This is a genomic window from Aeromonas popoffii (genome assembly GCF_037818705.1).
Taxonomy (GTDB): domain Bacteria; phylum Pseudomonadota; class Gammaproteobacteria; order Enterobacterales; family Aeromonadaceae; genus Aeromonas; species Aeromonas popoffii.
The window spans coordinates 3,901,605-3,924,727 of record NZ_CP149129.1 but is presented as its reverse complement, the minus strand read 5'-3'; the positions used below and the strand labels follow the sequence as shown (position 1 = coordinate 3,924,727).

Annotated in this window: 25 protein-coding genes and 2 pseudogenes; 14 read left to right on the top strand and 13 right to left on the bottom strand. The window is 60.3% G+C overall.

What is annotated here, in order from left to right; translation table 11 throughout:
- Position 1: 1 nt before the first annotated feature.
- From WJM78_RS18065 to WJM78_RS18055, 3 genes are read right to left on the bottom strand one after another with little or no spacing between them, the layout of a single operon-like run.
- Entirely contained in the window at positions 2-745 is a 744-nt protein-coding gene (locus tag WJM78_RS18065; protein ID WP_275931229.1) for a DsbA family protein, read from the bottom strand.
- A complete protein-coding gene (locus tag WJM78_RS18060) occupies positions 742-2,784 on the bottom strand; it encodes a protein-disulfide reductase DsbD family protein (protein WP_339010863.1) in 2,043 nt (680 codons plus the stop codon). Before WJM78_RS18060 ends, WJM78_RS18065 begins: the two co-directional genes overlap by 4 nt.
- Before the next feature lie 49 nt (positions 2,785-2,833).
- Entirely contained in the window at positions 2,834-3,211 is a 378-nt protein-coding gene (locus WJM78_RS18055; RefSeq protein ID WP_042035292.1) for a hypothetical protein, read from the bottom strand.
- Between the two features lie 176 nt (positions 3,212-3,387).
- Between WJM78_RS18055 and WJM78_RS18050 the strand changes: the two genes are divergently transcribed.
- The 4 genes from WJM78_RS18050 to pspG all read left to right on the top strand — a co-directional run bounded on the left by WJM78_RS18050 (position 3,388) and on the right by pspG (position 5,463).
- A complete protein-coding gene (locus WJM78_RS18050; protein ID WP_042035290.1) occupies positions 3,388-4,116 on the top strand; it encodes a 1-acylglycerol-3-phosphate O-acyltransferase in 729 nt (242 codons plus the stop codon).
- Between the two features lie 210 nt (positions 4,117-4,326).
- Positions 4,327-4,989: a phage shock protein PspA gene (pspA, locus tag WJM78_RS18045; RefSeq protein WP_275931231.1), complete on the top strand. Its 663-nt coding sequence runs from the start codon at positions 4,327-4,329 to the stop codon at positions 4,987-4,989.
- Positions 4,990-4,991: 2 nt separating this feature from the next.
- Positions 4,992-5,198: a PspC domain-containing protein gene (locus tag WJM78_RS18040; protein WP_042035287.1), complete on the top strand. Its 207-nt coding sequence runs from the start codon at positions 4,992-4,994 to the stop codon at positions 5,196-5,198.
- A 46-nt stretch (positions 5,199-5,244) separates the two neighbouring features.
- Positions 5,245-5,463 (top strand): envelope stress response protein PspG, encoded by a 219-nt coding sequence (gene pspG, locus WJM78_RS18035; RefSeq protein WP_042035286.1) that lies wholly within the window; start codon positions 5,245-5,247, stop codon positions 5,461-5,463.
- On the opposite strand, the gene WJM78_RS18030 is transcribed toward pspG, so the two are convergent.
- Positions 5,460-5,870 carry a GIY-YIG nuclease family protein gene (locus tag WJM78_RS18030; protein WP_212512728.1) on the bottom strand — a complete coding sequence of 137 codons (411 nt, stop codon included), beginning with the start codon at positions 5,868-5,870 and terminating at the stop codon, positions 5,460-5,462. The two genes, pspG and WJM78_RS18030, sit on opposite strands and share 4 nt — an antisense overlap.
- Positions 5,871-5,914: 44 nt before the next feature.
- Here WJM78_RS18030 and WJM78_RS18025 point away from each other — a divergent pair, with 44 nt between their 5' ends.
- Positions 5,915-6,646 carry a transporter substrate-binding domain-containing protein gene (locus tag WJM78_RS18025; RefSeq protein WP_339010862.1) on the top strand — a complete coding sequence of 244 codons (732 nt, stop codon included), beginning with the start codon at positions 5,915-5,917 and terminating at the stop codon, positions 6,644-6,646.
- On the opposite strand, the gene rarD is transcribed toward WJM78_RS18025, so the two are convergent.
- Positions 6,628-7,530 (bottom strand): EamA family transporter RarD, encoded by a 903-nt coding sequence (gene rarD, locus WJM78_RS18020; protein WP_108536624.1) that lies wholly within the window; start codon positions 7,528-7,530, stop codon positions 6,628-6,630. The genes WJM78_RS18025 and rarD overlap by 19 nt on opposite strands.
- 101 nt (positions 7,531-7,631) lie before the next feature.
- Here rarD and WJM78_RS18015 point away from each other — a divergent pair, with 101 nt between their 5' ends.
- The gene (locus tag WJM78_RS18015; RefSeq protein WP_339010861.1) at positions 7,632-8,219 is read left to right on the top strand and encodes a uracil-DNA glycosylase family protein; all 588 of its coding nucleotides are present in this window, start codon (positions 7,632-7,634) and stop codon (positions 8,217-8,219) included.
- Between the two features lie 14 nt (positions 8,220-8,233).
- Here the strand turns inward: WJM78_RS18015 and WJM78_RS18010 are convergent, their stop codons facing one another.
- Positions 8,234-9,091, bottom strand: a complete 858-nt coding sequence (locus tag WJM78_RS18010; protein WP_042035277.1) for a DMT family transporter — start codon at positions 9,089-9,091, stop codon at positions 8,234-8,236.
- 91 nt (positions 9,092-9,182) lie between these two features.
- On the opposite strand from WJM78_RS18010, the gene WJM78_RS18005 reads away from it, so the two are divergent.
- Positions 9,183-10,073: a LysR substrate-binding domain-containing protein gene (locus WJM78_RS18005; protein ID WP_042035274.1), complete on the top strand. Its 891-nt coding sequence runs from the start codon at positions 9,183-9,185 to the stop codon at positions 10,071-10,073.
- A 12-nt stretch (positions 10,074-10,085) separates the two neighbouring features.
- On the opposite strand, the gene znuB is transcribed toward WJM78_RS18005, so the two are convergent.
- Together znuB and znuC are read right to left on the bottom strand one after the other, a co-directional pair.
- The gene (znuB, locus tag WJM78_RS18000; RefSeq protein WP_339010860.1) at positions 10,086-10,865 is read right to left on the bottom strand and encodes a zinc ABC transporter permease subunit ZnuB; all 780 of its coding nucleotides are present in this window, start codon (positions 10,863-10,865) and stop codon (positions 10,086-10,088) included.
- Positions 10,866-10,885: 20 nt separating this feature from the next.
- A complete protein-coding gene (gene znuC / locus WJM78_RS17995; protein ID WP_042035270.1) occupies positions 10,886-11,650 on the bottom strand; it encodes a zinc ABC transporter ATP-binding protein ZnuC in 765 nt (254 codons plus the stop codon).
- A 94-nt stretch (positions 11,651-11,744) separates the two neighbouring features.
- Between znuC and znuA the strand changes: the two genes are divergently transcribed.
- Both znuA and WJM78_RS17985 read left to right on the top strand, forming a co-directional pair.
- Complete coding sequence (gene znuA, locus WJM78_RS17990) at positions 11,745-12,650, top strand: zinc ABC transporter substrate-binding protein ZnuA (protein ID WP_212512732.1); 906 nt, start codon at positions 11,745-11,747, stop codon at positions 12,648-12,650.
- Positions 12,651-12,726: 76 nt separating this feature from the next.
- The gene (locus WJM78_RS17985) at positions 12,727-13,401 is read left to right on the top strand and encodes a transglutaminase-like cysteine peptidase (protein WP_042035266.1); all 675 of its coding nucleotides are present in this window, start codon (positions 12,727-12,729) and stop codon (positions 13,399-13,401) included.
- On the opposite strand, the gene WJM78_RS17980 is transcribed toward WJM78_RS17985, so the two are convergent.
- Positions 13,396-14,337, bottom strand: coding sequence for a TAXI family TRAP transporter solute-binding subunit (locus WJM78_RS17980; RefSeq protein ID WP_339010859.1), 942 nt, complete (start codon positions 14,335-14,337; stop codon positions 13,396-13,398). The two genes, WJM78_RS17985 and WJM78_RS17980, sit on opposite strands and share 6 nt — an antisense overlap.
- Complete coding sequence (locus WJM78_RS17975) at positions 14,334-15,632, bottom strand: LapD/MoxY N-terminal periplasmic domain-containing protein (RefSeq protein ID WP_339010858.1); 1,299 nt, start codon at positions 15,630-15,632, stop codon at positions 14,334-14,336. Before WJM78_RS17975 ends, WJM78_RS17980 begins: the two co-directional genes overlap by 4 nt.
- Positions 15,633-15,891: 259 nt before the next feature.
- Here WJM78_RS17975 and mepM point away from each other — a divergent pair, with 259 nt between their 5' ends.
- Positions 15,892-17,229, top strand: a complete 1,338-nt coding sequence (mepM, locus tag WJM78_RS17970; protein WP_108536616.1) for a murein DD-endopeptidase MepM — start codon at positions 15,892-15,894, stop codon at positions 17,227-17,229.
- Between the two features lie 73 nt (positions 17,230-17,302).
- Here mepM and WJM78_RS17965 read toward each other — a convergent pair whose 3' ends face one another.
- Complete coding sequence (locus tag WJM78_RS17965) at positions 17,303-18,247, bottom strand: D-2-hydroxyacid dehydrogenase (protein ID WP_108536615.1); 945 nt, start codon at positions 18,245-18,247, stop codon at positions 17,303-17,305.
- A 162-nt stretch (positions 18,248-18,409) separates the two neighbouring features.
- On the opposite strand from WJM78_RS17965, the gene WJM78_RS17960 reads away from it, so the two are divergent.
- Positions 18,410-18,991: a YjaG family protein gene (locus WJM78_RS17960; RefSeq protein WP_339010857.1), complete on the top strand. Its 582-nt coding sequence runs from the start codon at positions 18,410-18,412 to the stop codon at positions 18,989-18,991.
- A gap of 79 nt (positions 18,992-19,070) precedes the next feature.
- On the opposite strand, the gene WJM78_RS17955 is transcribed toward WJM78_RS17960, so the two are convergent.
- Positions 19,071-19,550 carry a MarR family winged helix-turn-helix transcriptional regulator gene (locus WJM78_RS17955; RefSeq protein ID WP_042035257.1) on the bottom strand — a complete coding sequence of 160 codons (480 nt, stop codon included), beginning with the start codon at positions 19,548-19,550 and terminating at the stop codon, positions 19,071-19,073.
- Between the two features lie 148 nt (positions 19,551-19,698).
- Here WJM78_RS17955 and WJM78_RS17950 point away from each other — a divergent pair.
- The 3 genes and pseudogenes from WJM78_RS17950 to WJM78_RS17940 all read left to right on the top strand — a co-directional run.
- Positions 19,699-19,905: pseudogene (locus WJM78_RS17950) on the top strand (hypothetical protein); the annotation flags it as partial.
- A 13-nt stretch (positions 19,906-19,918) separates the two neighbouring features.
- A pseudogene (locus tag WJM78_RS17945) lies at positions 19,919-20,246 on the top strand (BCCT family transporter); the annotation flags it as partial.
- Positions 20,219-20,347, top strand: coding sequence for a hypothetical protein (locus WJM78_RS17940; RefSeq protein WP_287147080.1), 129 nt, complete (start codon positions 20,219-20,221; stop codon positions 20,345-20,347). The pseudogene WJM78_RS17945 and the gene WJM78_RS17940, both read left to right, overlap by 28 nt.
- Before the next feature lie 84 nt (positions 20,348-20,431).
- On the opposite strand, the gene mutS is transcribed toward WJM78_RS17940, so the two are convergent.
- A complete protein-coding gene (gene mutS / locus WJM78_RS17935) occupies positions 20,432-23,023 on the bottom strand; it encodes a DNA mismatch repair protein MutS (protein ID WP_422388421.1) in 2,592 nt (863 codons plus the stop codon).
- Positions 23,024-23,123: the final 100 nt, after the last annotated feature.

Below are 23,123 nucleotides of genomic sequence, written 5' to 3'. Positions count from 1 at the left end.
TTTACCCCTGTTTGGCCAGTTCGGCTTGCACGATTTGCTCCAGCTCCTCATAGGGGATGGCGCCCGACACCAGCTGGTTGCCGACAAGGGTCGCCGGTGTGCCCTGCACCCCCAGAAGCGTGCCGATGCGAAGGCTGTTGCGCAGCTCCTCGGTGGCCTTGGCGTCGGGCTTGAGCGCGGTATTGCCGGTGGCCGCCAGCGCCTTGTTGATATCCGCCTCGGTCAGCATTCCCTGCTTGCTCATCAGCTTGTCGTGCAGGGTGAGGAAGCGGGCAGGATCTTGCTGCCACAGCGTCAGGCTGTACTGGGCCGCCTTGGCAGAGGTCTGCCCCTTGAACGGCAGCAGCTTGATCACCAGCCCCAGATCGTCCGGATGGGCCTTGAGCAGCTGGGTCAGATGAGGATCGAACTGTTTGCAGTAGGGGCAGTTGTAGTCGGTGAACAGCACCAGCGTCAGCTTGGGGTTCTTGGCACCGAGGCGCGGGCTGGTCGCGCTGTTGAACAGCACATCCTGATTGCCCTTGATGAAGTTGCCGAGCTGCGCCTGTTGGGCCGCTGCATTCTGCTTCTCCCAGGATTCGGCTGCCTCGTCGAGGATCTTGGGGTTGGCCACCAGAGTCTCGCGAATGAGCTCCTTGATACGCGCCTCCTGTTCCGGGGTGAAGGGGGCCGCGTGCAGGGCCGGAGCCAGCAGGGCGGCAGAGAGGGAGGCCAGCAGGGTCAGGGTATACAGGGTCGGTTTCATTTCGTGTCTCCTTGAGAAGTGGCAATGCCTGCTTGCGCCAGGGTGGCAAGCAGAGTCGGTCGGTCCAGCAGGGGCGAGAGGATCTCGCCACCCTGCAGGCCGGGCCCGTAGATCTGGTTGAAGGGAATGGCCACGCTGCCACGCTGGCGCAAGAAGTCAGCGATGCTGGCAGAGGGGCGGCTCCAGTCCCCGCGCAGGGCCACCACGTCGGGGGCGCTCAGGGCTTTTTGCACATCATCTCGCAGCAGCACGTTGAATTTGTTGGCTTTACAGGTAATGCACCAGTCGGCGGTGACATCGACAAAGACCCGCTTGTTCTGCGCCAGCGCGTCCTGGATGGCTTGCTCCGAGAGGGGCTGCCAGTTGACGGTATCTCGCTGGGGTTTTCCTTCCATCGTAAAGGCGCCGCCCAGCAGCAGGGCTCCACCCAGTAGACAGGTGAGGGCCAGTCCCAGGGTCACACCCCGCATGCCATGGCGCCACACGACGGCCAGCAGCAGGGTGGCCAGCATCAGCGCCATCAGGATCAGCATCCAGAAGTGGCCGACATGGTTGCCGAGCAGACTGAGCAGCCAGAGGCTGGAGCCCAGCATCATCAGACCGAGCAGCATACGCAGGCGCCCCATCCAGCGGCCCGGTTTCGGCAGCCAGAGTGCAAGACGGGGGAAGGCGGCGATCAGCAGCCAGGGCAGGCTCATGCCAAGGCCAAGCGCGGTGAAGATGAGCCAGAGCTGACCGAGCGGTGCCCCGAGCGCAAAGGCGACCGCAGTGCCGAGGAAGGGCGCCGAGCAGGGTGTGGCCAGCAGGGTGGCAAAGCACCCTTGCAGGAAGTGACCGCCCAGGCTGTTGCCACCCGTGGTGGCGAGGCGGGTAGTGAGGTTGCTCGGCAGCCTTAACTCGAACAGCCCCAGCAGGTTGGCGCAGAACAGCAGGGTGACCACCACCATGAAGCCGATAAACCAGACGCTCTGGAACTGGATACCCCAACCGACCGCTCCCTGGGTGGCGCGCAGCAGTGTGCTCATGAGTGCCAGCGCCCAGAAAGAGACCAGGATGCCAGCACTGGCCGCCAGAAATTGCAGACGAACCGGGCGGCGCTCACGGGTTGTTAGCTGCAATACCGACCCCAGCTTGAGTGCCAGCACCGGCAGCACGCAGGGCATCAGATTGAGGATAAGGCCACCCAGCAGGGCGGCGCCCAGCAGCCAGAACAGCGAGTGGCCCTGACTCGGCAGGGTCAGCGGGTCACCTATGCTGAGCTCGCTCTGCCAGGCTTGTTCACCGTTGGCCAGTACAAACCCGAGTTGCTGGGCGCGGATGTCGGGCGCATCGCCCTGCCAGCCATCGCTCACCGGAATGCGGGCGATCAGGGTGTTGCCTTGCACCTCCAGCTCGGGTTTGCCAAATTCGGCGCCCTCCAGCCGCTGGAGGAAAATCTTCGGTTCCTGCCAGCCTTGCGGGTTGTCGGCGGTCAATTGCAGCTGGTTTTGCTGATAACCAGCCTTGAGGGTGACGCTGCCCGGCATGGCTTGTGGCAGCTTGCTCATCGCCTGGGCGTAGGCAAAGTCGAACCCTTCTGGCGTAGTGCCATCGACTGCGAGGGTAAAGGGGTAGTCGGTCAGGATGCAGACGTTGCTGCAAGTCGAAAGGCGCAGTGTGCCCGTCAGCGCCTCGCGGCGGCTGTGGGTCAGGCTGATGGGGAGGCTGACGGCTTGTCGATAGCCCTGGGCCGAGATGCCGCTGACGTCAAATCGCTCCGGCACGGGCCAGTACCACTGCTGCGCGGGTTGAGGGTCATCCCAGAATATTTCAGGGGCGATGCCGCCCTCTCCCGGGTTCTGCCAATAGGTCTTCCAACCGGATTCGAGCTCCAGGCTCAGCAGCACGCGAGTTTGGGCGGGATCGCGGGTGTCGGCTTGCAGCCGCACCCTGGCGTGATCATTCTGGGGGCTGACAAGCCAGCCGGTATCGCTGGCCAATCCCATGGATTGCCACAGCAGGCCGCCCATCAACAGGGCAGTCTTGATGATTTTTGTCATATTGTTGTCTCTTGAAAATGAAAGTCAGGGGTAGATAACCGCCGCTAACTCATTCTCGCCAGACGCAGAAAGTAAGATGTAGTCGCCGTTCAGGCGGAGATATGTTGCGAGGGGGGGGCAAGGCAGGCGAGCGCCGCGACAACGGCGCCAGCAGGGCAATCACGAAGGCGATGGCAAAGAAGATCTGTTCGACACAGAGCAGGCTGGCGGCACTGAGCCACTTGCCATTGAGCTGGCAACTGCTTGGCTGAGGCGTCGCTGGCTGCGCATCGTCGGCATCGACACCGGAAGAGGGGAGGAGTTGAACCTGGCAACTGAGGGCTTGATCGAGTTGAGCCAGCCGGGCCAGCGGCTGGGCCGCACAGTTGAGCACCAGAATGCAGACCAGCAGCAGGAGTCTTGTCGCCACGCGTTGTCGCAAAATCATGCTAGCCCTACCCTGTTGAATAGTGCATATCCTATCGATCAACCATGACAGGAGCAAGTCAGCAGAATTCGATGCGACCATCTGTGCACATCGGGGTGGGCGGTTCTGTTTGGCGAACGCTTGTTCGCTAAAAGGGGGACCAGTATACTGCGCCAAGTTAAAATCCGAGGTGTTCGATGCTCAAACTTGCCCGTGTGCTGCTGCTTACCCTGCTGCTCGTTTTCTGGTTCGTGTTTGGTCTGTTGCTCTGTCTGGTGCGTCCGCGTCATCCCAACAACGTCTTTGTTTTCGCCCGCATGTACCATGCGATCTGCCCGCTGCTCGGGCTCAAGGTCAAGGTAACCATACCGGACGAGGTAAAGTCGCTCGGCCCGGCGGTTTACGTCTGCAATCACCAGAGCAATTTCGACATCTTCACCGTGACAGGTGCTGTCATGCCCGGCGTGGTGGCGGTCGGCAAGAAGAGTCTGCTGTGGCTGCCCTTCTTCGGCCAACTCTTCTGGCTCTCAGGCAACGTGCTGATCGATCGCTCCAACCGCTCCCGTGCCATCGGCACCATAGGCCAGGTGGTGGATCGCATCAAGAATCATGGCACCTCCATCTGGATGTTCCCGGAAGGTACTCGCTCCAAGGGGCGTGGCCTGCTGCCGTTCAAGGCTGGCGCCTTCCACACCGCCGTGCAGGCCGAGGTGCCCGTGGTGCCCATCGTTTGCTCCAGCTACTTTGGCCAGATCGACCTGAACCGCTGGGACAATGGTGAAGTGCTGCTGGAAATGTTGCCGCCCGTGTGCAGCAAGGAGCATGGCGCAGCCGGTATTCGCGAGTTGTCTGACAACTGCCGTGCACAGATGGAAGCCAAGCTGGTCGAACTGGACAGCAAGCTGGGTCGCCATCAAGCCGCCTGACTCTGAACGGAAGACGACATAGAGGGAGCCGCTGGCTCCCTTTTTTGTTGGTTAAAATCACCACTTTGTTGGCAAATTTCACCAGAAAACCCTGCTTGCATCTTGCCGATAAATCCCCATCTAGTTGTAAAGCAACAATAAATTTTCTTGGCACGGCTCTTGTAATGCTATGGGAAGAGATAGCCATCCCCATGAACAAGGAGCCAGACCATGAGCGTATTTAGCCGCCTGACCGACGTGATCAATGCCAACCTGCACAGCTTGCTCGACAAGAGTGAAGAGCCGGAGAAGATGCTGCGACTGATGATCGAAGAGATGGAGCAGGTGCAGGTCGAGATGAGAACCCAAGCCGCCCGCGTCATCGCCGAGCAGAAGCAGCTGGAACGCCACCAGCAGGCGCTGCAACACCAGGTTCTGGAGTGGTCGGCCAAGGCCGAGCTCGCCATCCAGAAGGGACGTGAGGATCTGGCCCGTGCCGCCCTCACTGAAAAACTGGCCGAGGCTAAAAAATGTGACCAGCTGGAACAGGACAAGGTCCGGGTGGCCGAGGTGCTGGCCCAGCTTACCGCCGACAGCGAGCGACTGGCCGCCAAGCTGACCGAAGCCCGCGAGAAGCAGAAGATGCTGACCCTGCGCGAACAGACCGCCCATAGCCGGATCCGGGCCCGTGCCCAGGTCGATAACCAGCGCATGCATGAGCTGATGGCGCGTTTCGACGGTTTTCAAGGCCGGGTCGATCAGCTGGAAGCTCAGCTGGAGGCGGCGACCCTGGGGCAGAATCCTTCGTTGGAGGCCCAGTTCCGCGAGCTGGAATTGAACGACGAGATTGAGCGCGAACTGGCCCGGCTGAAGGGTCAGAAGGTGGGGGCATAAGCATGACGCCCTGGCCGAAGGACCTTGCTCATCGCAAGTTGACCGGGGTTTGCGCCGGTATTGCCAACCGGCTGGGGCTCTCGAGGGTGACGGTACGGATAGTGGCGCTGATTGCCCTGATCCTGATGCCGCCACTGACCCTGGCCGCCTATTTGCTGGCGGTGCTGATCATGCCACCCCATCGTGAATTGAAGCGCTGGCTGGATTGACCCTGGGGTCATTCAGCCGGCAAGAGAAGCCTGCGAGGAGCAGAACATGCTGGAATTTATTGTCTTGATGCTGGTGTTGGTGGCCATGGCGCTGGCGGGGTTTACCGTGCTGGCCATGCTGCTGGTGAGCGGTCTCTTTGTGCTGTTTGGCGCGCTGGCCGGCATGTTCGCTCTGATCATCAAGCTGGCGCCCTGGTTGCTGGTGCTGCTGGTGGTGTGCTGGCTCATCAGCAACCGGCGCAAGCAACCCAATACCTACCGTTAAGCCTCCCTGCTATCGGATCCTTCCTTGGCCACTGCTCGCAGTGGCCTTTTTTGTGGCCTCTTCATTGCCGGGTCAATCGCTGCCAGCCAAGGCTGACTCCAGTCGGCCCAGCCATCCGGTTCTCGTACCAGGCGCTCCTTGAAGGCCTTGCTCTGCTGTTTGAGGCGGTATTCGAGTCGCAGTGCCGCCCCCTTGTCGCCCACCCTCTGCTGCCAGACCAGCGTGAGTGGCCCCTTGCCGCGCAGGGCGCGGGATCCCTTGCCGCTCTGGTGCTGGCGCAACCGCCTGATCGGATCCGTGCTGATACCCGTATAGAGCAGGCCGGCTGCGGTGCGCACCAGATAGAGGGACCATTGGCCGGGTGGGGGTGAGCTGGTCGGTTTTGTGTCCATCGCTGCGTTTCTCATTCGATCTGTCTGTGCCAAACTCAAGAGCAGTCCAAGGAGGTGCGATGCGAGTCTGGTTGTGGTTGTGGTGCCTGTTGTCGGTCCCGGCTCTGGGTGAGACGATCCGTCTCTATGATTACCATCAGCATCCACCTTTCATGACAGGGGAGAAGACGGGACTGAGCCGGGATCTGGTCAAGTATCTCAATGAAAGGCTCGGCGGAGAACCCAGGCTTGAACTCTGGCTGGTGAATCGGGCCAGATTGGCGCTGGAGATGTCGGATCCTGGCTTCGACGGTCTGGTGGCCTGGGTCAATCCTGTCTGGGTGGGGGATCCCCAGCACGAACGTTATCTGTGGACCTTCCCTGTGATGCGCGACACCAACGAGCTCATCTCCAGCGCGGCCAGACCCGTCACCTATCGCGGCCCGGATTCACTCAAGGGGCTGATCTTCGGTGGCATAGAGGGCTATCGCTATCAAGGCATCGATGATGCTGTGGCCCGGGGCGAGCTGGTACGCCACGATGCCAAGAAGGTCAAAACCAATTTCAGCCTGCTGATACGGGGCCGCATTGATGTGACCCTGGTGCCGGGCTCGGCGCTGTCTTTCTTCATCAATGACGCTTATGAGGGCAAGCTGTTCATCTCGCCCTTTCCCCAATCCAGCTATACCCGCCATATTCTGGTTCCCAAATCCCGTGCCGATCTCCATGCCCGGCTGAACGACATCGCCGGGCAGATGGACATGGATCCCGCGTGGCACGCTATCCTGGAATCCTATCGTGGCAGACCCTGAGCTGGGTTGCCGGCACCGCGCCTGAGCCGGTGCAGTGGTAGCAGGCTCACCAGCAGACCCGCCCAGACGAAGGCAAATCCCACCGATTTCACCGGATCCGCCGTCTCGCCAAACCAGAAGATGGCGAGCAGGAAGGCGAGGCTGGGCTCGATATATTGCAGCAGCCCCACAGTGCTCATGCGGGTGCGTGCCACGGCGTAGCAGAACAGGCCCACCGGCAGCAGGGTGGCGGGGGCGCTGCCCATCAGCAGCAGCCGTTCGGCCCAGTCACCGGACATAAACTGGCTCATGCCGTTCAGGGCAAGCCAGCCGATGATCAGCAGAGCAACCGGCAGCTGGACCAGGGCTTCGAGGTAGAGGCTGACGCCAGCATCGTAGTGCACCTTCTTTTTGAGCAGGCCATAAAAGGCGAAGTTGGCACCCATGATGAGGGAGAACCAGGGCAGCTGGCCGTAGGAGAAGAGCATGTAGGCCAGCCCCGCCAGTGCCAGGGCGACCGCCAGATGTTTTTGCGGGGTGAGCCGCTCCTTGAGGAAGAGGACTGCGAACACGATATTGAACAGCGGAGTCATGAAGAAGGCGAGGCTGGTGGCCAGCACCTGACCCGTGGTCAGGCACCAGGTAAACATGCACCAACTGATGGACATGACCGGGCCCGCCAGCAGTATGAGGCAAAGCTGACGGGGTTCACTGCGCAGGCGTGCCCAGGGCACCCGGTAGCCGAGCAGGGAAAAGAGGGTTCCCAGCAGTACCGCCGACCAGAGGACCCGGTGGGAGAGCAGCTCCCACATGTTGACCTCTGGCATGAACTGGTAATAGAGGGGCAGCATGCCCCACAGCACGAATGAGAGGGCCGCGCTGCCGGTGCCCATCCAGTTCTTCATCTCTCTCCGTTTATTAAATTAAACATTTGTGGTCGCATGATAAGTATCCTCTGAGACTTTCACAAGCAGGATAGAGGGGGAAATCCTGTTACTATCGGGGCATGAACCGACTCGATACGTTGTTTGAACAGATCCGGGCCTGCCGGTTATGCGAGGCTCATTTGCCACTGGGGCCACGCCCGGTGATCCGTGGCGCCGAGAGCGCCCGCTTGCTGATCATCGGCCAGGCGCCAGGTACCCGCGTTCATGCCAGCGGCATCCCCTGGGATGACCCCTCTGGCGATAGGCTGCGTCACTGGCTCGGCGTGGATAAGGCCACTTTCTACGACGAGTCCCGCATCGCCATCATGCCGATGGGGCTCTGCTACCCCGGCAGGGGAAAATCCGGCGATCTGCCACCCAGACCCGAGTGCGCGCCCACCTGGCACGACAAGGTGTTGATGCTGCTGCCCAATATTGAGCTGACCCTGCTCATCGGCCAGTATGCGCAAGCCTACTACCTGCGGGGGGCAGCCAAGGGGCCGCTCACCGAGACGGTGCGCAGCTGGGCTGACTATGGCCCCGGCTGGCTGCCGTTGCCGCACCCGTCTCCCCGCAATACCTTCTGGCTCAAGAAGAACCTCTGGTTCGAGCAGGAGGTGATCCCTCATCTGCAACAAAGGGTCGCCCCCTTGCTGGTGCGACCCTAGTATTGGCCTCTGTGTCAGACCGCAGGTTCCGTCAGCGGTTTTGGTTTGTTGCGCGCCATGGCAACCAGCGGGATGATGATGCACAGGCACCCCAGCAGCAGCGGCAGACCCGGTTGCTCGTCAAACATCCAGACCCCGATGGCGACCGCCATCAAGAGGCCAGTGTATTCCGCCGAGGCGATCTTGCTTGCCTCTGCCTTGCGATAGGCCACCACGCACAAGCCGGCATAGACCATGATCAGCGCCGATGAGCCGAAGGCGGGCCACCACATCTGCCACTGCCAGTCGCCCCCTTCCCACAGTGCCAGCGCCAGTATGAAGGGCATGCTCAGCACGTTGGTGAAGAACAGGGTCTGGGCGATGGGCTGCTTGAGCGGGATCCGCTTGATCAGCAAGTTGTTGAGTGCCATGGAGAGCGCGACCCCGAGCGCGGCCAGCGCGGCCCAGTTCACCTCGGTTGGTCGAAGTACGATCAAGACCCCGATAAAACCGATGAGCGCGGTCAGCACCTTCTGGCGTGAGATCGCTTCCCCCGCCATCCATACCGCCAGCGGCACCATCATCAGGGGGGCCGCATAGAAGAGGGCGTTGGCGGTGGCGAGCGGCAAGCGGGTGAGGGCGACCACCATCAGGCAGACGCCGACCGCCCAGATGTGGGCCCGCAGCAGGTGCCACTTGATGGCTACCGGCGGATTGCGACGCCATGACCAGAGCAGCCAGGGCATCAGCAGAATGGCGGCTGAGAGCTGGCGAAAGAAGACAAACTGGAACACGGGCTGGCTCGGCTCCAGTACCTTGACCAGTGCATCGGAAAAGACCGCCACCATGTTGCCCAGCACCAGATAGAGGATGCCGATCCCGACTGCATTCATACCACCTCCGATGTTATATGAGGGCAGGGTAGCGTGGGGTCAGTTATCCAGTAAAATGATAAAAAATCACCATCTATGAGAATTTTGGATAATGAAGCTGCCTCCCCTGCGCGCGGTTCAATATTTCGAAGCGGTTGCCCGCCTGCTCAGTTTTTCTCGCGCGGCCCTCGAGCTGAACGTCAGCCAGAGTGCGGTCAGCCACCAGATCCGCCTGCTGGAGGATTTTCTGGGGGAACGGCTGCTGTTGCGTCAGGGGCGGCTGTTGTCATTGACCGCCCAGGGGGAGGTTTACTTTGAAGGCATAGCCGCTGGGCTGGGCCAGATCGCCCAGAGCAGCGAACAGCTGCGCGGCGGTGGCGAGATGCGGCTGCGACTCGCGGTCTACAGCTCGTTCGCGGTGAAGTGGCTGATCCCGCGTCTGGCGGGTCTGCGTCAGCTCTACCCCGAGCTGGATCTGAGCCTGGAGATGGTGGCGGAAGATCCCGAGCTCTCCGATCGGGTGGCGGACTGTTTCATCACGGTGTCGCCCCATGGCCGCGGTTATTGCCACGATCTCATCTATCAGGAGCGGCTTTTCCCGGTCTGCAGCCGACGCCTGTTGCAACAGCTGGAGGGGGAGTGGCCACAGGCCATCTGGCAGCTGCCGCTTCTGTCGGTGCAGTCCATCTACAAGGCGCGGGGAGAGGATTGGCAGCGCTGGGCCAAGGCTGGCGGTCTGGTCATCCCGGATGAGGCACGGATGCACCACTTCAGCCATGTGCTGCTGGCGATGGAGGCGGCGGCCTGGGATCAGGGGGTGGCATTCGTGAACGACTACATGCTGCGGCCCGATGATCCCCAGCTGGTGGCCTTGCCGGTTCACCAGCTGGAGACGGGGGATGCCTTCTACTTTACCTGCAAGCGATCCCGGGCCCATGAGCCCGCCATCAGTCGATTGCGCCAATGGCTGATGATGGAGGCGCGCCAGAGCATGGCGCTATAACCGCTTGGCTTATCAGGCTTTCTTGAACTGGCTCAGGATAAACAGGCCGGTGGCGCAGACCACCACGGAAGGGCCCGCCGGCGTGTCTTGATGCCAGGAGAGGCTGAGGCCGCCCAGCACGGCGAGACAGCCGATCAGTGCGGCAAAGCCCGCCATTTGCTCCGGCGTCTGGCTGAAGCGGCGGGCGGTGGCGGCGGGAATGATCAGCAGCGAGGTGATGATCAGCGCCCCGACAAACTTCATTGCCACGGCGATCACCAGCCCGATCAGCAGCATCAGCACACAGCGCAGCACATCGACCCGGATCCCTTCCACCCGAGCCAGCTCTTCCGAGATGGTCATGGAGAGCAGGGGATCCCACAGGCGCCACAGGGTGAGCAGGACCAGGGCGCCACCGCCGTAGATCCAGAGCAGATCCACCGGTTGTACCGAGAGCAGGTCGCCGAACAGGTAGGCCATCAGATCCACCCGCACGTTATCCATAAAACTCAAGGTGACCAGGCCAAGCGACAGGGCGCTGTGGGCCAGGATGCCGAGCAGGGTATCGGTCGCCACCTGCTGGTTGCGACTCATGATCACCAGCAGCATGGCCATGGCGAGGCAGCAGACCACCACCGCCAGGGTCAGATTCACCTGCAGCAGTATGCCGAGTGCTATGCCGAACAGGCAGGCATGGGAGAGGGTGTCACCAAAATAGGCCATCTTGCGCCACACCACGAAGCTGCCAAGGGGCCCGGCCAGCAGGGCGATGCCGAGGCCGGCCGTGAGGGCATATAACAGAAAGCTGTCCACTTGAATGTCCTTAGCTGCGCTTATTGATTGCGAGACGGCAGGCGGATGACGGGGGCCTGCTCATTATGATGATGGTGTTCGCCGTCGCAGTGATGATGGTGGGTGTAGACTGCCAGCACTTCCTGTTCAGGGCGCCCGAACAGGCGGGCAAATTCGGGATGGCGTGCCACGCTTTCCGGCTCGCCGTGACAGCAGACGTGGCGATTGAGGCAGATCACTTCGTGGGTGCTGGCCATCACTAGGTGCAAGTCGTGGGAGACCATCAGTACGGCGCAGTTGAACTCGGCCGCCAGCGTGCTGATGAGGGCATAGAGCTCGATCTGACCGTTGATATCCACCCCCTGCACCGGCTCATCCAGCACCAGCAGCTCTGGCTTGACCAGCAGGGCACGTGCCAGCAGCACTCGCTGCATCTCGCCGCCAGAGAGCTTTTGCATCCGGTTATCCAGCAACCCCTGGGCGCCGACCCGATTGAGCGCTTCCTCGATGGATAGACGGCCATTCTTGCCCAGTTGCAGGAAGCGGCGCACCGTCAGCGGCAAAGTGGGATCCAGATAGAGGCGTTGCGGTACATAGCCAACCCGCAGATCGCGACGGCGCCGGATCTCGCCGGTATCCGGAGTGAGCAGGCCCAGTACCAGCTTGCTCAGGGTGCTCTTGCCCGCCCCGTTAGGGCCGACCAGGGTAGTGATTTTGCCTTTATTCAGGGTAAAGGAGACCTTGTCGAGCACGGATCGTCCGTCGAACGAAAGACAGACCTCTTTCAGCTCCACCAGTTGGGTCATGACAGCTCCGGGGTTTACAGCCTGTGAGAGTTATAATATAACAACAGCGTTGGTTTGTTATATTATCACACACTCACTTCCTGACGAGATCTCTATGCGAATTCTTACACTTATCACTGCCTTGCTGGCAGTGAGCCTGCCTGTCCGTGCCCTCGAGGTACTGACCACCATCAAGCCTCTCGGCTTTATCGCAGCTGCGATCACCGATGGCGTGAGTGAGCCCAGAGTACTGCTGCCGACCGGCGCCTCTCCCCACGACTTCTCCCTGCGCCCCTCCGATATCCGCAGCATCCAGGGTGCCGATCTGGTGGTATGGGTCGGCCCCGAGCTGGAAGGCTTCATGGCCAAACCGCTGGCCAAGCATCCCCATGTGCTGACGCTTACCCGGGTTGAGGGGATGCCGCTGTTCGACTACGCCAAGCAGGAAGGGCACGAAGAGCATGCCGATGAGGGTCATGATCACGATGGACACGAGGGGCATCATCACGAAGGGGTAGATCCGCATATCTGGCTGGGGCCGACCCAGGCACTGGTTATCGCCAGTGCGCTGAGTGAAACGCTAAGTGCCCAGGATCCCGCCAATGCCGAACGTTATCGCGCCAACCTGCTGACCTTCAAGGCCAAGGTGGCGGCCAAGGACAAGCTCATCTCTGAACAGATGAAGGCGGTGAACCAGAAGGGCTACTTCGTGTTCCACGAGGCTTATGGCTACTGGGAACGTCACTACGGAATGAGCTCCAAGGGGCACTTTACCGTAAACCCGGAACGCCGTCCCGGCGCCAAGACGCTGGTAGAGATCCGCAAGGCGCTGCAGGAGAAACAGGCAAGCTGCATCTACGCCGAGCCGCAATTCTCCCCTGCCGTGATTGAGTCGGTGGCCCGCAATACCGGCGCCAAGGTATTGCTGCTGGATGAGGTGGGTGAGCAGGTCCCGATTGGTGCGGATGGCTACCCGCAGTTCATGCAACAGTTGGCTGACGCCTTCGCCCAGTGCCGCTGAGCTCTCTTTGGTTCACCTGATAGGGTGGCCTGCGCCAACTATACTGACCTCCAGCATCTGACATGGAGTGTTAAATATGAAATGGCTGCTCATTCCCACCTGCACGCTGGCGCTGCTCTGTGCCAGCGTGCAAGCGTCCCGTCTCTCCGAATACATCGCCAGCCCCGAGTTGAGGGCCAAATTGCAGGAGGTTTATGGCGGCAGGGCGATCCAGCGTGCCGAGGCGTTTTCCCGCCTGCTCACGCCCCGTGCCGGTACCACGGATCAGCAGAAGATCGAGCTGGTGAACAACTACTTCAATAACCTGACCTACAGCGATGATCCCAGATTGTGGGGTGATGAGGATTATTGGGCCAATCCATTGGAGTTTATTGGTGCTCGCGGGGGGGACTGCGAAGATTACAGCATCTCCAAGTACTACACCCTGATGGAGCTGGGGGTTGAAGAGAAAAAGCTGCGGCTGGCTTATGTCAAGGCGGTGAAGTACAACCAGTTTCATATGGTGACGCTTTATTTTCCAACGCCCAAATCCGATCCGCTGGTGCTCGACAACATCAACAGCCGGATCCTGCCCGGCAGTCAGCGAACTGATCTCATCCCCGTCTACAGCTTCGATGCAAAGAGCATCTGGATCATGAAGTCGCGCCGTGAAGGCACATTGGCGGGCAGTGCCGATAGGTTGGCGCAGTGGACATCGATGAAGACCCGTTTCTCCAGCGAGCAACTGCGCTCCCCCCGTCGCCAGTTATAGTTTTCCCGCCGCTTTCAACTCTTCGAAATATTTTGCCGCGCCCGGATGCTGTTCGATGCTCAGCACCGGGCCTGTTTTGTTACGGGCCTTGTGAAACAGGTTGGCGTAACCATAGGTCTGCTCGTTGAAGCTGGTCTGCTGGGACAACATGGCCCTGGTCAGTCGGTAGACCTCCGCCTCAGGCGTGGCGGCATTGGTCACCAGAGTGGCCGCGATGGCGAAGGTGGGGGTCGCCTTCAGGTTGTCGGGATAGATGCGGGCAGGCACTTGGCTGCGCTGGTAGTACTTGATCCCCTTGAGCAGTTGATCCCGAGTCTCTCCCTCGATCGGCAGAAAGCGGATGGCACAGCGCTTGGTGGTATCGAGCACGATCCGGTTCGGGTGTCCCATTACCAGACCGTAGGCATCTATCTGCTTGCTGCAGAGCGCCTCCGCCAGATTGCCTACGCTCTTCAGATCGAGATCCTGCTCTTTTGCTCCCAACAGGTTGAACAGGGCCAGGGCCGTCTGGCGAGTGCCCGAGCTTTTCAGCCCTATGTCGATGGGCGCCAGCTTGAGCTGTGTCAGCGTGGTGATGTCGCCATCTGCCCGCACCACTATGGTGAAAGGCTCGGCGTGGGTAGCGAACATGGCTCTCAGTTCGGGTTGCGGCTGGCTGGCATAGGGCCCGAGGCCTCGGCTGGCCTGATAGAGCCAGTCCGATTGCACCAGGGCATAGGGTATCTGCCCTGACTGTAGTTGGTGCAGATTCTCGATGGTACCTGAGGTGACCTGCAGCTTGCATTGCAGCTCGGGGTCACTCTTGTTGGCCAGCCGGCAGAACTCTTTGGCGACCTGATGATAAATCCCCTGCTCACCGCCGGTGGCGATGAGCAGGGGGCTGGCCAGCAGCGGCAGCGGCCACAGCAGGGCGAGTAACAACCCGAGTTTGTTCATGAGATCTCCTTGCTGGAGTAACCGTCTATGCCCCAGCTGCGCAGGGTGTCGATATCCTGGATCTCGCTGGCTTCTGCCAGCAGAGTGTAGCCCGCACTGTGCAGGCATTGAGCCACCAGATTCCAGTAAAGGGGAGCCTGGGTTGGCTGGCAGCTGATGAAGACGGGGTTGATGGGGTCGAGCTGATTGAAGGTGTCGTTGGTCATGGGGATGGCGCTGAACGCCATCTCGATGCCCTGCTCCTGCAAGGTGGCGAGCCGTGCTTCCCCGAGGGGTGGGAAGCTTGCCAGATCCCAGCGCCAGTCGAGGGTCTTGCCTCTGCCCTTGGCCAGCAGCGGGACGAATTGCGCCCAGTCAGCATGATTGAGCAGGCTGAGGGGCAGTTGCAGCCCCTCCACCGGATGGTGCAACCAGAGGTCGAGCAGGTGCAGGATCTGATCCGGGGAGCTCTCCGGCGAGGGAGTAAGGGTGGGAATGAGGCGGCTGTAGAGACGGATGCTGCCCTGGGTGGAGAAAAAATGCTGTTGTTGCATGCCGTCTTCCCCTTCCGTCACATCTTGCAGGGGTTGAGCGATTGTCGGCGCCTGTTGCTTGCCGAGCTGGGTGATCTTGAGCCGCTGTTGCAGCAGATCCCGCTTGCGCTCCGAGACCAGCTGGTTGACCGAGATGACCAGCTCCTTGAGATCCTGCAGCCAGGGAGAATCCAGATTGCCGCTGAACTGGCGTTTGCGGATCCTGACCAGTTGCTGGTTGATAAGCTCGAGGGGGCGCAGTAGGCGGCCGCATACCCAGGAGATCACCAAGGTGAACACCAGTAGGCCGGCGAGCAGGGCAAGGCCAGTGCGGCTGATGGCATTCCACAGGTGCTGATAGGCGTAGCCCGTGTGCCCTTCCAGGGTGAGGGTGCCCAGCATGCGCCAGCCATCGGTCAACTCCTGCTCAATTTTGACCGGCGGCATGTCGATAACAGAAGGGAGCCAGCTCGGCACATTCTGCAGTGTTGTGTGAAAGACCTTCTGGAACAGTAGTTGACCGTCAGGGTCCAGCAGGGTGACCGAGCTGACGAAGCCGCCGTCGAACATGGCGTTGACTATGGTTTCGGCAAGCACCTTGTCATCGTTGAGCAGGGTGCCTTGCAGCACCAGGCCGAGGGCCGTGATGGCCGTTTCCAGGTTGGCCGACATCTGGTCGAGGATGGATTGGCGTACCGTGGTGACTTCCAGCATGAACAGCAGGGCGGCACCGATCACGAACAGGATCAGGATGATTCGGTTTAACAGTTTTGCTAACGACATATCCACTCCATGGAAAAGTTATCACAACATCATGAAACCTTGGGCCAAGCACAATCGGACCCGGTTCTTAAAAATAGGAAAAAATGGTTAAAAAAGACGATCATTTCTGCCCATAGGGGAATGTTATGCATAAAATGTGAGGTTCATGCAGATTGCTATGAACTAATTGTGAGTATTTAGGTCAAACAGTCAGTTTTATACAGTTTTGTAGTAAACAGACTGACGACTAACACCCTTGGATCTAATGACAGGATAGCGGATGAAACGTCTCCGTCCCTTGGTAGCACAGGCTGCCAATTGGGAACCCCCGGTTCCCCGCAAGCATTTTTACGCCATGTTACTGCTCACAGCGATGACACTGTCAGCGGTAGCCATATTGCCAGCGCCAGGTGACATCCTGGAGCGGCCATTGCGTTTGGAGTTGCCCATTGCCACTAACGGTACGGCAACCAACGAAGACAATACGGATTTTAACGACATCCCGGATCATGAGCTGGTGGAAGCCGCGCTCCCGGAAGATGACATCCCGACCGACGCCACTCCCCAGTGGCAGGACTACAGGGTGCGCAACGGTGAAAACCTGACCACCATCTTCAACAACTTGGGGCTTTCGACCACCACTCTCTACAAGGTGCTGGATGCGGATAGCAAAAACAATCTGGCCCGCCTCAAACCCGGTCAGACTATCGAGTTGCTGATCGATCAGGACAACATACTGCAACAGATGAAGATTCGTCTGAATATCAAGCAGACCCTGATCCTGGAACGCACCGATGACACCTACAGCGCCAACATGCTCAATGAAGAGGTGCAGTGGCAGCAGAAGAGTTATGAAGGCGTCATCAACGGCAGTTTCTATGTCAGTGCCCGTAATGCGGGGATCCCGGCCAACCACATCCAGAAGATCGCTAACCTGTTCCAGTGGCGGTTGAATTTCGCCAAGGATCTGAAAAAGGGCGACAAGTTCAAAGTGCTGGTCCGTCAGGAGACGGTCGAGGGCAAGAGCACGGGCAACACCCAGTTGCTGGGGGTCGAAGTGTTCAATCAGGGGCAGGGCATCTCGGCTTGGTTGTCGGAAGATGGCAACTACTATGACGGTCAGGGTAACAGCCTGGAGCGCGGTTTCCGCCGCTATCCGACCCATAGCCGTTATCGGGTCAGCTCCAGCTTCAACCCGAGTCGTCGCCACCCGATTACAGGTCAGGTTCGTCCTCACGAGGGCACTGACTTTGCCCTGCCGGTGGGCACGCCCGTGATGGCGACGGGTGACGGCGTCGTGATCAAGGCGACCAGCCACCCGCTGGCCGGCACCTATGTGGTGATCAAGCACGGCCGTACCCTGATGACCCGTTATCTGCATTTGAGCAAGCTGCTGGTGAAAACCGGTCAGAAGGTGAAGATGGGCGACAAGATTGGGCTCTCCGGTAACACAGGCCGTTCCACCGGTGCCCACTTGCACTATGAGGTGCGGATCAACAACCGCCCGGTCGATCCCATGAAGGTCAAGTTGCCGATGGCGGAGCCGCTCTCCGGCAAGGCCAAACGTCAGTTCCTTGCCAAGGTGAAGAGCTATCGCAAGGAGATGGAGGCAGGCTGACGCCGGTTTCCAGCCGAATAGAAAAAGGCCCTGCCACATTGGCAGGGCCTTTTCATTGGTGTCATGGGCGGGATCAGTAACCTTTGTCGAAGTCTATCTTGCCGTCCAGCGGCTGACCGTCGATGAAGCGAATGTAGTTGCGCACGAAGATCTGGGCCACATCATCGGGGAAGCTGTAGGCGCTGTTGTGCGGGGTGATGATGAGGTTAGGCTGGCCCCAGAGCGGACTGTCGGCGGGCAGGGGTTCCTGCTCGAACACGTCCAGCACCGCCATACCCAGCTTGCCGGTGCGCAGGGCGGTCAGCAGATCGCCTTCGTTGATGGCATTGCCGCGACCGACGTTGAACAGGATGGCGCCCGGCTTGCAATGCTCGAAACGGGATGCAGTGAACAGATGATGGGTCTCGCGGGTGGCGGGCAGGACACTGACGATGACGTCGGCCTGGGCCAGCATCTTGTTCAGCGCCGGCAACTGATACACCTGATCGAAACCGGCCCGCTCACGGCCGCTGCGGCTGACGCCGAGCACCTTCATGCCAAAGTGCTTACCGGTGTGGGCCAGGTGCTGGCCTATGCTGCCGGTCCCCAGGATCAGCAGGGTACGCCCCTTGAGCCCCTGGTACGGGTGGCTTTGCCACAGCCGCTGTTTCTGCTGCTCCCGGTAGAGCGGTAGCTGACGCATCAGGCTGAGCAGGTGGCCGAACACATACTCGCTCATTAGCGGGCCGAAGATACCGCGCACGTTGGTGAGTTGATAATCGCGTCGGCTGCTGGCATCCAGCAGCACGTCGACCCCGGCATAGGTTGACTGGAACCAGCTCAGCTTGTTGGCCCTGGCCAGCAGCGGCTTGGCCCGCGCAGGCTCGGCCATCAGTATGTGGGCCTCCCCGATCAGTTTCTCGGCATCGCTCTGGTTGTCGGCTCTCAGAATGCGTAAATGGGGGAGATGGGCGGCCTTGAGCAGGCGCTCGTAGTGCGCGTTGTCCTGGCTGAGTAAAAGAAGGGTACGTTGACTCATACTCTTGTTCCTTATCAGATTTACGGCGCGGGAGAGAGGCCGCTTTGTCTTCATCTTACCCGAGTTGATCGGACAAGCTAGTCGACCGGGCCGCTTTTTCGTTTTCGTGCGGCCCCTCGTGGGCTACAATCTGCCCCACATTTTGCAAAGGATCCGACTCCAGTGTTTGGTGACAAGTTTTATAAGCGACTGGCCGAGCTACAGCCTTGGCAACAGACCGTCTACACCCTGGCGCTGGCAGAGCGCATGTACCCCAACTATGCGCTGTTTACCCAAGCATCCGGCTTCGGTGATGCGAAGGCGTTTCGCAACGCGCTGGAACAGATGTGGAACTACCTGACGGTAAAGGGATCCCGCGTCAATCTGGGGGCTATCCTGGAAGCGTTTGAAGTCTACATTCCGGAGCCCAACAAGTTTGAATCCTACGGTGCTTATCCGGCGCTGGATGCCTGCGTGGCGCTGGGTTGTGCCTACAACTCGGTGATCTGCCGGGTCGGCGAAGAAGCCGAAGACGCCAGCCATGCCTCAGTGGGAACTGTGGCCGGTTTCATCGAGATGCTGGAAGAGCGCGACATGACAGAAGAGGAACTCTACGAGCACGAGTACATCGAGGCCGAGCTGGAGTTTCAGGTCGAGCTGCTCAAGCGGGTAGCCCACGAGCGTGACAGCGACCGCATCCTGGCAATCAGGGTATTTGCGGCCCAGGACGGTGTTTCCAACATAGGCATCAGCCTGGAGGAGTGATACCGCTACGGGATAGGTAGACAAAATCCCCATAGAAAAAAAGCTCCCGTCGGGAGCTTTTTTTCTGCCTGTTCCCTTTTCATGCCCGTTCTTCGGTGAGCGGTCTGACGCTCAGCACGGGGGCGGCATCAATGCCATCGGCATTCATCATGGCCGAGATACGCTGCAGGGAGGAGAGCAACAGCCCTTGCTCCCAGGTTTCCAGCGCTTGGAAACGCTGGATAAAGCTCTCTTGCAGCGGGGTGGGCGCCTGGGCCAGCAGTGCGCGGCCTGCGTCAGTGAGTGTCGCGTGAACCTTGCGTTTGTCGGTTTCACTGCGAATTCGTTGCACCAATTGGCGGTTCTCGAGACGGTCCATAATGGTGGTCGCGGTAGCCTGGCTCATGTTGGTGTGATCCGCCAGCTGGCGCATGGATATTTGCCCCAGTTCGTTGATCCCCTTGAGCAGCAAGAGCTGTGGCGATGTCAGCCCGGCTTCCTTGATCAAGCGCTTGGAGTGCATATCGATGGCACGAATAATCTGGCGCAGTGCGACCAGCACTTCATCATGTTTTTCCATGGGACCTGAGTCATTGGGGGGCTGTTGAGAGGCGCAAAATTTTCCGCCTAATTCCTCATCGGGTCAATATTGTTTTTGGTCTAATGATTTTTGTGTTGGGTTGTCCGCCGTTGTCCGGATTTTAACCCGATATTTGAGGCGCAAGATGATCAATAACAATCTGGATATCAAGTCTCTGGTTGCCGATCTACGGGGGGATGAGTGCCTTGCTATCTGCCTGATACCGCAGTTTTCGTACATTATCAGCCCCCCTGTGACGCAGACCCACCTCCTCAAGCTGCACCACCATGATGGTGAGCTTCCCCTCTCTTGCCGCGAGATTGGTACTTTCAACCTGAAGGAGTTGGTGAGCGAATGACGTTATGCCTATGTGCTGGTCCACCTCTATCCCGACGAGCGCAACCAAAGGGCGATTGAAAGGCCGCAACCCGACCATGGCCATGACGGCGTTCACGGTCGTCACCCTGTTCCTGTTGTTCGCTTCAACCGTTTCGGCAGCATACGGCTGGGTGACGACGCTCAGGTACCGGAGTCCGGCTATTTTGCCTGGTTTTCCATGTTGTTTAGCGCCGGCATGGGCTTTTGGAGTGTCGCTGCGCCCATGAACCACCTGCAGGGCAGCCTCTGTATCACCAAGGCATGACCACGCAGGCGGCCCAGATCGCCATGTGTCTCGCCGTCTTCCACTGGGGCCTGCAAAGCAGGAGAGTCAGCACCCGTTCGCGTACCGGCAGAAGCTCAAGCGTCAGCCCGGCTCGGCCACTCTGAGCCTGCCGGATCGCATAGGCCCGGCCTGATAACGCAGTGGCAAATAGTGCAAAACAGAAGGGGAACCGCGAGGTTCCCCTTTTTCATTGCTATTTCCTGTGCTCAGCGGCCGATCAGAGCATCTGCTTGAGGCGATAGAGCAGATCCAGCGCCTGGCGGGGGGTGAGCTCGTCCGGGCGCACCGCCTCCAACTCCTCCACCACCGGATGGGGCTGAGGCGCCAGCGTCACCGGCGTCGGGCGTATTTCACCAGCAGGCAGGGGCGTGGCGCTTTCGAGCTCTGCCAGCTTGTGCCGGGCCTGCTGGATCACCGATTTCGGCACCCCCGCCAGCGCCGCGACCTGCAGGCCGTAGGAGCGGCTGGCCGCTCCCTCCTGCACCGCATGCATGAAGGCGATGGTGTCGCCGTGCTCGACCGCGTCCAGATGGACGTTAGCCAGCCCCTCAATCAGCTCCGGCAGCCGGGTCAGCTCGAAGTAGTGGGTGGCAAACAGGGTGTAGGCGCCAATCTTGCTCGCCAGCTGCTCGGCGCAGGCCCACGCCAGCGAGAGCCCGTCGTAGGTGCTGGTACCGCGGCCAATTTCGTCCATCAGCACCAGACTGCGGGCGGTGGCGTTGTTGAGGATGTTGGCTGTTTCTGTCATCTCCACCATAAAGGTGGATCTGCCCGATGCCAGATCATCCGACGCCCCGATCCGGGTGAAAATACGGTCGATGGGGCCGATGCGGGCGCTGTCGGCGGGTACGAAGGCACCGATATGGGCCAGCAGCACGATCAGCGCGGTCTGGCGCATATAGGTGGATTTACCCCCCATGTTGGGGCCTGTGATGATCAGCATCCGGCGATCCCGCTCAAGCCGGATGGGGTTGGCGATAAAGGGATCGCTCATCACCTGTTCAACGACAGGATGGCGGCCCGCCTCGATCAGGATCTGATCTTCGTCGATCAGGGCCGGGCAGCGGTAGTCGAGGCTCTCGGCCCGCTCCGCCAGGTTGGCCAGCACGTCCAGCTCCGCCAGTGCAGCGGCGGACTCCTGCAGATCGCCGAGGTGGGGCAGCAGGGTGTCGAGCAGCTCTTCGTAGAGCCGTTTCTCCAGTGCCAGCGCCTGCGCCTGGGCGGTGAGCACCTTATCCTCGTATTTTTTAAGCTCGTCGATGATGTAGCGTTCATTGTTTTTGAGGGTCTGGCGGCGGATGTAGTGGGCCGGTACCAGATGACTGTTGGCGCGGCTCACCTCGATGTAGAAACCATGCACCCTGTTGTAGCCCACCTTGAGGGTGTTGATGCCGGTCAGCGCCTTCTCGCGCTCCTCGATGCGGGCCAGGCTGGCGGTGGCGCCGTTGGCCAGATCCCGCAACTCGTCCAGCTCCTGATTGAAGCCGTCACGGATGACGCCACCATCGCGGATCAGCACGGGTGGCACCTCCATCACGGCACACTCCAGCAGGCTCAGCAATTCGGGGAAGGTGCTGGCGCGCTCTGCCAGTTGCTGCACCGCCTCGTGCTGGTTATCCGCCAGCAGGCGCTGCAGCTCGGGCAGCTGGGCAAACGCCTGCCGCAGCCGGGTGAGGTCGCGCGGGCGGGCTGAGCGCAGGGCGAGACGGGCCAGCACCCGCTCCACATCGCCCACCTGACGCAGCAGGTTGCCCAGCTCATCGTAGAGGTTCTGCTCGATAAGCGTATGGATGGTGCTCTGGCGACCTTTCAGGATCACTCGATCGCGGATCGGCTGGTGGATCCAGCGCTTGAGCAAACGGCTGCCCATGGGGGTGGCGGTGCGATCGAGCACCTCGGCCAGGGTATTTTCATACCCTCCCGCCAGATTCTGGGTCAGCTCCAGATTGCGGCGGGTGGCGGCATCCATGATGACAGCGTGATCAGGCTGCTCGAGGCGCACGCTGCGGATGTGGGGCAGGGCGGTGCGCTGGGTATCTTTGACGTACTGCATCAGGCAACCGGCGGCGCACAGGGCAGTCTCGCTCTTGTCGACCCCGAAGCCGACCAGATCCTGGGTGCCGAACTGCTGGCACAAGAGGGTGCGGGCGGTGCCGAGCTCGAACTCCCATTCGGGGCGACGACGCAGACCACGGCGACCCTCGACGTGCTGTAAAAACGCGAAGGATTCGGGATAGAGCAGCTCCGCCGGATTGGTGCGTTGCAGCTCCGCCAGTAACGTCTCTTCCTTGTCGAACTGGTTGATGAAGAAGCGGCCCGAACCGATATCCATGGTGCCGTAACCGAAGCGGCGGCCATCGTGGTAGACGGCGGCGATCAGGTTGTCTTGTCGCTCCGAGAGCAGCGCCTCGTCGGAGACGGTGCCCGGGGTGATGATGCGAATGACCTTGCGCTCCACCGGTCCCTTACTGGTGGCGGGATCCCCCACCTGCTCGCAGATGGCGGCGGATTCACCGAGCTGTATCAGCTTGGCCAGGTAGCCTTCGATGGCGTGATAGGGCACCCCCGCCATGGGGATTGGGGTGCCCGCCGACTGGCCGCGCTTGGTCAGGGAGATATCGAGCAGCTGGGAGGCCTTGCGGGCATCGTCATAGAACAGCTCGTAGAAGTCGCCCATGCGATAGAACAGCAGGATCTCGGGGTTCTCGGCCTTGAGGCCAAGGTACTGCTGCATCATGGGCGTGTGGGCGCTCAGATTGGCGCCGGGCGCGGAGCCAATGGCGCCGCTGGCTTGGTGTTGTGCTGTCATGTTCTATTCCAGAAGGGGCCTCTGCGGGCCTGGGTCTGCGGTGATGAGCATTGAACTTGATGGCGCCATTCTACACGTAAGCGCCGCCGCAGTGGAGGCA